7 protein-coding genes and 4 tRNA genes are annotated in these 10,272 nt (G+C 45.9%); 10 read left to right on the forward strand and 1 reads right to left on the reverse strand.

From position 1 onward, the window contains the following. Nucleotides 1-78: 78 nt before the first annotated feature. Nucleotides 79-2,640, reverse strand: coding sequence for a DNA mismatch repair protein MutS (gene mutS / locus R7P72_RS10810; RefSeq protein ID WP_005380877.1), 2,562 nt, complete (start codon nucleotides 2,638-2,640; stop codon nucleotides 79-81). 84 nt (nucleotides 2,641-2,724) lie between these two features. On the opposite strand from mutS, the gene pncC reads away from it, so the two are divergent. The 10 genes from pncC to R7P72_RS10860 all read left to right on the forward strand — a co-directional run bounded on the left by pncC (nucleotide 2,725) and on the right by R7P72_RS10860 (nucleotide 10,272). Further along, on the forward strand, nucleotides 2,725-3,207 hold the full coding sequence (gene pncC / locus R7P72_RS10815) for a nicotinamide-nucleotide amidase (RefSeq protein ID WP_005380875.1): 483 nt from the start codon (nucleotides 2,725-2,727) through the stop codon (nucleotides 3,205-3,207). Nucleotides 3,208-3,407: 200 nt separating this feature from the next. Then, a complete protein-coding gene (gene recA / locus R7P72_RS10820) occupies nucleotides 3,408-4,451 on the forward strand; it encodes a recombinase RecA (RefSeq protein ID WP_005380874.1) in 1,044 nt (347 codons plus the stop codon). A 127-nt stretch (nucleotides 4,452-4,578) separates the two neighbouring features. Continuing rightward, entirely contained in the window at nucleotides 4,579-5,046 is a 468-nt protein-coding gene (gene recX, locus R7P72_RS10825) for a recombination regulator RecX (RefSeq protein ID WP_017633543.1), read from the forward strand. 142 nt (nucleotides 5,047-5,188) lie between these two features. Then, nucleotides 5,189-7,771: an alanine--tRNA ligase gene (alaS, locus tag R7P72_RS10830; protein WP_005380872.1), complete on the forward strand. Its 2,583-nt coding sequence runs from the start codon at nucleotides 5,189-5,191 to the stop codon at nucleotides 7,769-7,771. A 211-nt stretch (nucleotides 7,772-7,982) separates the two neighbouring features. Continuing rightward, on the forward strand, nucleotides 7,983-9,170 hold the full coding sequence (locus R7P72_RS10835; RefSeq protein ID WP_005383803.1) for an aspartate kinase: 1,188 nt from the start codon (nucleotides 7,983-7,985) through the stop codon (nucleotides 9,168-9,170). Between the two features lie 92 nt (nucleotides 9,171-9,262). Continuing rightward, nucleotides 9,263-9,460, forward strand: a complete 198-nt coding sequence (gene csrA / locus R7P72_RS10840) for a carbon storage regulator CsrA (RefSeq protein WP_004415691.1) — start codon at nucleotides 9,263-9,265, stop codon at nucleotides 9,458-9,460. Nucleotides 9,461-9,793: 333 nt separating this feature from the next. Next, a tRNA-Ser gene (locus R7P72_RS10845) sits at nucleotides 9,794-9,885 on the forward strand. 31 nt (nucleotides 9,886-9,916) lie between these two features. After that, nucleotides 9,917-9,993 (forward strand) — tRNA-Arg (locus tag R7P72_RS10850). A gap of 29 nt (nucleotides 9,994-10,022) precedes the next feature. Next, nucleotides 10,023-10,114 (forward strand) — tRNA-Ser (locus tag R7P72_RS10855). A gap of 85 nt (nucleotides 10,115-10,199) precedes the next feature. Beyond that, a tRNA-Arg gene (locus R7P72_RS10860) sits at nucleotides 10,200-10,272 on the forward strand.

The following is a 10,272-nucleotide window of genomic DNA, read 5'->3' on the forward strand; positions in this document are numbered from 1 at the left end:
TCCGTATTTCACTAGATACGCAAAAGGCTATGGTTCCCCATAGCCTTTTTTCTTTTTTGCTCGTTGGTGTGAGTCTGTTTACAGCATCTTCTTCAAGCGATACAGCTCTTCAAGAGCTTGGCGTGGCGTTAAGTCGTCAGGATCAATACCTGACAGAGCTTGTTCGACCTCGCTAGGCTCTGGAATCAGGCTCAACTGGTTAGCCACATCTACTGCACTTGGACGCGGTGTGTCACTGTTTTGCCCCAGTTGCTCTAGCTGAGATAGCTTGTTACGCGCATTTTTGATGACCGTTTTTGGTACACCTGCTAAGCCCGCAACAGCCAGGCCGTAAGACTTACTTGCCGCACCTTCTTGAACTGCGTGCATAAAGGCAATGCTGTCTCCATGTTCTACGGCATCCAAGTGAACGTTCGCTAAGTTTGGCAGCTGGCTTGGTAACTCTGTTAATTCGAAGTAGTGGGTTGCAAATAGGGTCATCGCACCAATTTGTGTTGCGAGCCATTCCGCACTTGCCCAAGCTAAAGAGAGACCGTCGTAAGTACTAGTACCGCGTCCGATTTCATCCATTAGCACCAAACTGTTCTTAGTTGCGTTGTGAAGAATATTGGCTGTTTCGGTCATTTCTACCATGAAGGTCGAGCGGCCAGATGCAAGATCATCTGACGCACCAATACGAGTAAATATACGATCTAAAGAACCAATCTGTGCGGATTCTGCCGGTACATAAGAGCCGATATGTGCCATCAATGCAATCAGCGCAGTTTGACGCATGTAGGTTGATTTACCACCCATGTTTGGACCGGTGATGATCAACATCTTACGGGCTGGGTTAAGCTCAATTGGGTTCGCGATGAACGGCTCTGTTGTTACTTGTTCTACGACTGGATGACGACCAGCTTGAATGTGAATTCCTGCGTCTTTCACAAGCGTTGGGCGGCAGTAATCTAACGAATCTGCACGCTCTGCTAGGTTTTGTAATACATCCAGTTGAGACAGGGCAGAAGCTAGGTTTTGCAGCTTCTCAAGGTTTGGCATCAATAGATCAAACAGTTCTTCCCACAACTGTTTCTCAAGTGCTAACGCTTTAGATTTCGAGTTAAGTACTTTGTCTTCGTGTTCCTTAAGCTCTGGGATGATGTAGCGTTCAGCGTTTTTGAGTGTTTGGCGACGTACATAATGCGGTGGAACCAAATGGCTCTGGCCACGGCTCACTTGGATAAAGAAGCCATGAACGTTGTTATAGCCTACTTTAAGCGTATCGATACCGTGTCGTTCACGCTCATCTCGCTCAAGCTGCTCAAGATATTCTGTTGCACCGTCTGCCAATTTTCGCCATTCATCGAGCTCCGCATTGTAGCCTTCAGCGATGACGCCACCATCACGAATAACAACCGGCGGATTTTCTTTAATCGCGCGCTCTAACAGGTCACATACTTCGTCAATCGGAGCTGCATACTTCGCCAATTTCGTTAGGTACGGATGGGTCAAAGAAGCGGTGACAGATTCTAGCTCTGGTAGCTGTTGCATGGCATTGCGAAGTCTAGCCATATCGCGAGGGCGAGCAGAGCGTAATGCAAGGCGCGCTAAGATACGTTCAATATCACCAATTTGCTTTAACGTTGGTTGAAGATCAGCAAACAGAGCTTGTTCTTTAATCTCACCAATCGCATCAAGGCGATTGTTTAACGTTTCAATGCAACGCATAGGCTGATGCAACCAACGCTTCAGCATTCGGCTGCCCATCGGAGTTGCACAATGGTCGAGTACTGCAGCGAGCGTGTTATCGGTTCCGCCTGCTAGATTTTGAGTAATTTCCAGATTACGTCGGGTAGCAGCATCAAGGATGACGGATTGATCCTGATGATCAAACGTTAAAGAGCGAATATGAGGTAAAGCCGTACGTTGAGTATCTTTTACGTACTGGATCAAACAACCAGCAGCACATAACCCTAAGGACGCATGTTCTACACCAAAACCAACCAGATCTTTTGTGCCAAATTGTTGATTGAGTTGTTGCTTAGCCGTATCAAGCTCAAACTCCCAGACTGGGCGACGACGGTTACCATTGCGGCTCGCCATTAAATGTACAGGTTCAAAATCTTCTGGGAACAGTAGCTCACGTGGTGCGGTACGTTGAAGCTCGGCTGTCATCGCTTCTTCAGTTTCTGGTTCTGTCAGTTGGAAGCGACCAGAGGTGACATCCAGCGTCGCATAACCGAACTTACCGTTGTGATGGTAAATTGCTGCGATTAAGTTATCGACACGCTCAGAAAGCAGCGCCTCATCCGTCACAGTACCTGGTGTAACGATACGCACAACTTTACGTTCTACTGGGCCCTTGCTGGTGGCCGGATCGCCAATCTGTTCACAGATCGCCACAGACTCACCAAGCTGAACAAGTTTTGCCAGGTAGCCCTCTACGGCGTGAAATGGCACACCCGCCATTGGGATAGGTTCACCTGCAGACGCACCACGTTTGGTCAATGAAATATCAAGAAGCTGAGAAGCTCGCTTGGCATCATCGTAAAAGAGTTCGTAGAAATCGCCCATGCGGTAGAACAGCAAAATCTCTGGGTTCTCAGCTTTTAGCTTGAGGTATTGCTGCATCATCGGAGTGTGTTTTTGTTCAGCTTTCACAGGTAAGTTCTTTTGTTTATTTCCGTAGCGGCTTAGGATACGTGAATCCCTATCAAGTAAAAAGAGACAAAGGGCATTTTGGCTATGGAAAAAACAACAAAATTGAGTGCCGATTTAGGCGCATTATTGGCTAAACACGGGCATCTTTTAACGACCGCAGAATCATGCACTGGTGGTGGTGTTGCAACCGCCATTACTGACATTGCTGGTAGTTCAGCGTGGCTTGACCGTGCGTTTGTCACCTACAGTAATGAAGCGAAAATGGAGATGCTTGGTGTGCAAGCTTCAACGTTAGAAGCGCATGGTGCAGTGAGTGAGCCAGTTGTGATTGAAATGGTACAGGGTGCAATGAAAAACTCCAATGCGACCATCGGTGTGTCCATCAGTGGTATTGCAGGGCCGGGGGGTGGCAGTGAAGAGAAACCAGTCGGCATGGTCTGCTTTGCTTTTGCTGATAACCAAAGTTGGCAGCAAGTCGAAACCATGCATTTTACTGGTGACCGTGCAGAAGTTCGCAAAAAAGCGGTCGAGCATGCGCTGACTCAATTGTATCAACATCTACTCTAGAATTTCTTAAATTGTTTTAGCCCAGCATTGATAAGGGCTAGAGCAAATCACGACTTTAGGTCAGCCAAATTTTTTTCATACAGGTATGGACACTGTATGAATCAACAGTATAATAACTTTCATTGCTGAGCAGTTCTTCTGCTTAAGAAAAATGAATTACTATTCGTCGCCCAAAGAAGATGAATAAATCGGAGAAAGTAATGGACGAGAACAAACAGAAAGCGCTCGCCGCTGCGCTAGGTCAAATTGAAAAGCAATTCGGTAAAGGCTCTATCATGCGCCTTGGTGATAACCGCGCAATGGACGTAGAAACCATCTCAACGGGTTCTCTTTCTCTTGATATCGCTTTGGGTGCTGGTGGTCTACCAATGGGTCGTATCGTAGAAATCTACGGCCCAGAATCTTCAGGTAAAACAACATTAACGCTTGAGCTTATTGCTGCTGCGCAACGTGAAGGCAAAACTTGTGCGTTTATCGATGCAGAGCACGCTCTAGATCCTGTATACGCGAAGAAACTTGGCGTAGATATCGATGCATTGCTAGTTTCTCAGCCAGACACAGGTGAGCAAGCGCTAGAGATCTGTGACGCACTTGCACGTTCTGGTGCTATCGATGTTATGGTTGTCGACTCTGTTGCAGCGCTAACACCGAAAGCAGAAATCGAAGGCGAAATGGGCGATAGCCACATGGGTCTGCAAGCACGTATGCTTTCTCAAGCAATGCGTAAGCTAACGGGTAACCTAAAGCAGTCTAACTGTATGTGTATCTTCATCAACCAAATCCGTATGAAGATTGGTGTGATGTTTGGTAACCCAGAAACAACAACAGGTGGTAACGCACTTAAGTTCTACGCTTCTGTTCGTCTAGATATCCGTCGTACTGGCGCAATCAAAGAAGGTGACGAAGTCGTAGGTAACGAAACGCGCATCAAAGTTGTTAAGAATAAGATTGCAGCACCATTTAAAGAAGCAAACACACAAATCATGTACGGCCAAGGCTTTAACCGCGAAGGTGAACTTGTCGATCTAGGTGTGAAGCACAAGTTAGTTGAAAAAGCCGGTGCTTGGTATAGCTACAATGGCGATAAGATTGGTCAAGGTAAAGCGAATGCGTGTAACTACCTGCGTGAGCATCCTGAAGTGGCTAAAACTATCGATACAAAACTGCGTGAAATGTTGCTAGCGCCAGCACTTGCGGAAGCGCCTGAAGCTGGTGAAGCGCCAGAGCAAGCTGAAGAGTTTTAATCTCTCATAGATTAATAAATGACAAAGCCCTGCAATGCGGGGCTTTGTTGTATCTATTGAAATCAAAAATCGAATTATCACAAAGGCCATTGAGAGCCTGTACAGCAAAAATACTTTTAGGATCATCATGTACCAAAAACGCCAGGCGCCGACATTATCGAGCAAAGAGGCTGCTATCCAATTGCTTAGCCGTCGCGATCATGGTCAGTATGAGCTTTACCAAAAATTATCGATGAAGGGCTATGAAGAATCAGACATCGACATCGCAATTAATTTTTGCCTAGACCATAACTATTTAGATGATTTACGTTACGCGAAGAGTCAAATTAGACAGCATGTATACAAAGGACATGGAGAGCGTCGAATTCGTCAAGAGTTAAACCAGAAGCGTGTTGCGGAGTCGGTGATTGAGCAAGCTATGGCTGAAGAGCCGCAAGATTGGTTTGAACTGGCTAAACAGGCGGCAGAAAAGAAATTCAAAGGTATTAAAGCCAAAGACCAAAAAGAGTACGCAAAACAAGTTCGTTTTCTGCAATATCGTGGCTACAGTTTTGACCAAATCAGCTACGCGCTGAGCTTTGAGGACGAAGATTAACGGTCAGTCGTCCGCACTGATTTTTGTTTTGCTTCAAATTTTTTCTCCTACTCCCTCTTTTCCTCAAGAAAACTAGTCTCAGCTGTTTGCATGATCTACAATACGGCAAAATTCTAACTCGACTATTTTCAGGAAGAGCTGCATGTACATGAGCACTGATGAGGTTCGTAACGCGTTCCTCAAGTTCTTTGAGAGCAAAGGACACCAAATCGTAGAAAGTTCATCGTTAGTTCCACATAACGACCCAACCCTGCTGTTCACAAACGCAGGTATGAACCAATTTAAAGATTGTTTCTTAGGCTTAGAAAAACGAGCCTACACTCGAGCGACTACGGCTCAGCGTTGCGTACGTGCTGGTGGTAAACATAACGACCTAGAAAATGTTGGCTTTACTGCTCGTCACCACACATTCTTTGAAATGTTAGGCAACTTCAGCTTTGGCGATTACTTCAAAGAAGATGCGATCTCCTTTGCTTGGGAATTCCTAACCGAAGTTCTTAAACTGCCAGCGGATCGCTTATTGGTAACTGTTTACGAAACCGATGACGAAGCGTTTGACATCTGGAACAAGAAAGTTGGCGTACCCGCTGATCGTATTGTTCGCATTGGTGATAAAGAAGGCGGCAAGCCGTACGAGTCTGATAACTTCTGGCAAATGGGCGACACTGGCCCTTGTGGTCCATGTACTGAAATCTTCTACGATCACGGTGAGCACATCTGGGGTGGCCGTCCTGGCACGCCTGAAGAAGATGGTGACCGTTTCATCGAGATCTGGAACAACGTATTCATGCAGTTCAACCGTCACGCAGACGGGACTATGGAACCGCTACCAAAACCATCGGTAGATACTGGTATGGGTATCGAGCGTATCTCTGCAATCATGCAGGGCGTTCACTCAAACTACGAAATCGATGTATTCCAAGCTCTTATCAAAGCAGCAGCAGAAGTGATCGGTTACGAAGACCTATCAAACCAATCACTACGCGTTATCGCTGACCACATCCGTTCATGTTCATTCCTGATCGTGGATGGCGTTATGCCTTCAAACGAAGGTCGAGGTTACGTATTACGCCGTATCATCCGTCGTGCAGTTCGTCACGGTAACAAGCTGGGCGCACAAGGTGCATTCTTCCACAAGTTGGTTGGCGTTCTAGCTGACATCATGGGTACGGCTGGTGAAGAGCTGAAGCGTCAACAAGCTGTGGTTGAAAAAGTACTGCGTATCGAAGAAGAAAACTTTGGTCGTACACTTGAGCGCGGTATGGCGATTCTAAACGAAGCACTAGATAACCTAGACGGTAAAGTACTAGACGGCGAAACCGTATTTAAACTTTACGATACTTACGGCTTCCCAGCTGACTTAACTAACGACGTAGCACGTGAGCGTGAGTTCGCAATCGACGAAGAAGGTTTCGAGAAAGCGATGGAAGAGCAGCGTCAACGTGCGCGTGAAGCGGGTAACTTCGGTACTGACTACAACGCAGCAATCAAAGTTGATACGCAAACAGAATTCTGTGGTTACACAGGTACTAAAGGCTCTAGTTCTGTAGCAGCGATGTTCGTTGAAGGCAACGAAGTAGATTCGCTATCTGCGGGCGACAAAGCAATCATCGTACTTGGTGAAACACCATTCTACGCAGAGTCAGGCGGTCAGTGTGGTGACGCTGGTGAAATCCGTACTGAGTCTGGTGTATTCCGCGTTGAGGACACTCAAAAACTAGGTAACGCAATCGCGCACCACGGTGTAATGGCAGAAGGCGTTCTAGCGAAAGGTGATGAAGTAGCAACTATCGTTGACGCAGAGCGTCGCGCAGCTATCTCTCTAAACCACTCAGCAACGCACTTGCTACACGCAGCACTACGCCAAGTTTTAGGTGAGCACGTAACGCAGAAAGGCTCATTGGTGAAGGCAGACAACCTACGTTTCGACTTCTCGCACCTAGAAGCCGTAACTGCAGCAGAACTGAAAGAAGTTGAGCGTCTAGTTAACGCGCAAATTCGTCGCAACCACACGATTGAAACCAACGTGATGGACATTGAGTCTGCTAAGAAGAAAGGCGCAATGGCACTGTTTGGTGAGAAGTACGATGACGAAGTACGCGTACTGTCTATGGGTGACTTCTCGACAGAGCTTTGCGGTGGTATTCACGCATCAAGCACAGGTGATATTGGCCTATTCAAAATCACTTCAGAAAGCGGCATTGCTGCAGGTATTCGACGTATTGAGGCGGTAACAGGCGAGGCTGCATTAGACGCGATTGAAGCTCAAAACGCGAAGTACGAAGAGAAACTGGCAGAATCTGCACAGAAAGCAAAAGCGCTAGAGAAAGAAGTGCAGAAGCTAAAAGATAAGATGGCGGCAGCAGAAAGCGCTAACATCATGGGCAAAGCGGTTGAAGTCAATGGTACAAAAGTTCTAGTCGCAGCTCTTGAAGGCGCTGACAGCAAGAACCTACGTACTATGGTTGATGACATCAAGAACCAAATGGGGTCTGGTGTCGTACTGCTTGCTAACGTAACAGGTGACAAGGTTGGCCTGATTGCTGGTGTGACTAAAGATCTAACTGGTAAAGTAAAAGCTGGTGATCTAGTTAAGATGATTGCTGAGCAAGTCGGTGGTAAGGGCGGTGGTCGTCCTGACATGGCTCAAGCTGGTGGTACTGATGTAGCCGCACTACCAGAGGCAATTAAAACAGTTCAGCCTTGGTTAGAAGAGCGCTTATAAGCTTTTAACTACTAAAATTACGCTCAATCAAGTTTCTTTGATTGAGCGTAATTTTTTTAGCAGCCAAGTGGTTTAATTGACCAAAAGTTAACCGAGTCATTTAGGCTATTTGGTTTTTGTTGTAACTACTGCTTATATAATTTTTCTAAAAGGAAATACTGACGATGTAAGCAGTTCTAAAGAGACTTCGGTCTTGGGAAGGTGAAGACTGGTGAAAAAGCCCCTTATCGTGCAAAAGTTTGGCGGAACCTCCGTGGGTTCAATTGAAAGAATCCACCAAGTTGCTGAACACATCATTAAGGCGAAAAATGATGGCAATCAAGTTGTTGTTGTCGTGTCTGCAATGTCAGGCGAAACAAACAGACTGATGGACCTCGCTAAACAGATAGATAGCGTGCCTACAGCTCGAGAACTTGATGTTTTGCTCTCTGCTGGTGAGCAAGTGTCAATGGCACTGTTAGCAATGACACTCAATAAATTGGGTCATGCTGCACGCTCGCTTACCGGAGCACAGGCGAATATTGTGACGGATAATCAACACAATGACGCAACGATTAAACACATTGATACTAAGACAATTCTGGGATTGCTTGAGCAAGACCAAATCGTGATTGTTGCAGGCTTTCAAGGTGTGAATGAGAACGGGGATATCACCACATTAGGTCGAGGTGGCTCAGATACGAGCGCAGTGGCACTGGCAGGCGCATTGCGCGCTGATGAGTGTCAAATCTTTACCGACGTTGATGGTATTTATACTTGTGACCCACGTGTAGTGAAAAACGCGCGAAAATTGGCGGTTATCGATTTTCCTTCCATGGAAGCGATGGCAAGCCGAGGCGCGAAAGTATTACATTTACCTTCAGTGCAATTTGCATGGAAGAATAATGTGCCACTGCGCGTGCTTTCGACATTTGATGTTAATGAAGGCAGTCTGGTAAAGGGGGAGTTAGGCAATCAAGCCGTCTCTGGTATAGCCATTCAACGTGACCTTGCCATAATCGAAGTCGATAAAGAACATTTATCTAGTGCTACAAAACAATGTCAGATGTTGGGTATCGACATTTGGAATGTGATCGAGGAAACAGAACGGGCAGGTATCATGATAAAACAAGATGCATGTGCCAAGTTCGACCTGGTGTTCAGCGACAAAATCCGTAATAGTGAAGTGGTAAGCCTGTTGACCGCAGTGGGGCTTGAGGCCAATGGAATGGTAGAGCACGCATGCGATTTGTTGGCAAAGCGAGATATTGAGATCAATTTCAGCGCAACGAATGCACTCACTATGATGCTAGTTTTAGCACCCGAATGTGTGGATACAGCAGCAAACATTCTGCATGATGCTTACATTACGTCTAGTGAAGCATTAAACATTCAACAAAAACATGCCTTTTTAGGCTGATTTTCGCTAACAAGGTAGTTTACGAAAATATAACTTTTGTTGGATAATAGCTTTGTAGCAAGAAAATTTAGAGATTACTCAAGGAGCAAAGAATGCTAATTTTGACTCGCCGCGTAGGCGAAACACTGATGATTGGTGATGAAGTGACTGTAACTGTACTAGGTGTTAAAGGTAACCAAGTGCGTATCGGCGTTAACGCTCCGAAAGAGGTTTCAGTTCACCGTGAAGAAATCTACATGCGCATTCAAGCTGAAAAAGGCAATGGCAACGTTGCTTCAGGTAACTACTAAGTCGCTCCTGTTTACAGAGCTTAGTTTGAATGAAAAAGGCTAACCGAAGGGTTGGCCTTTTTAGTTTTTACTGTTTTTGAAAATTTGCAGAAACTATTGTGTTGAGTATGGCTGTGAATTCATCAATAATGTTGATTCGAACTTCAGAAAGTTATTTGAAAATAAATGTCTTTTTTTCAGAGAAGACTCTCTTTTTTCATCATAATAGAGTGATAAAGTTCGTTTAATAGTCACTTTGATTAAATCAGCAACGGTTAAGCCAGTTTCGTAGATTTTTTCAAAGAAAGTGTTTGACATATTTTCGGTAAAACGTAATATGTGCCTCCGCAAGACGGTGAGGTGGCCGAGAGGCTGAAGGCGCTCCCCTGCTAAGGGAGTATACGGTTTATCCCGTATCGAGGGTTCGAATCCCTCCTTCACCGCCATTCTTGCAACGTTGATTTATCAACAAAAAGTGCGTCCTTAGCTCAGCTGGATAGAGTACCTGGCTACGAACCAGGCGGTCGGAGGTTCGAATCCTCCAGGACGCGCCATATCTCTTCTGAGATATAACAATGAAAACGGTGAGGTGGCCGAGAGGCTGAAGGCGCTCCCCTGCTAAGGGAGTATACGGTTTATCCCGTATCGAGGGTTCGAATCCCTCCTTCACCGCCATTCATTGACTGGCCCGATGGCCTTTTTTTTGTTTCGTAAGAAATGAATGTGATTTACTTCACAACTTCTTAGCAAGAAGATCTGCGCGTCCTTAGCTCAGCTGGATAGAGTACCTGGCTACGAACCAGGCGGTCGGAGGTTCGAATCCTCCAGGACGC

It is taken from the genome of Vibrio sp. Vb0888 (assembly GCF_033338835.1).
GTDB classification, from domain to species: Bacteria; Pseudomonadota; Gammaproteobacteria; order Enterobacterales; family Vibrionaceae; genus Vibrio; species Vibrio alginolyticus.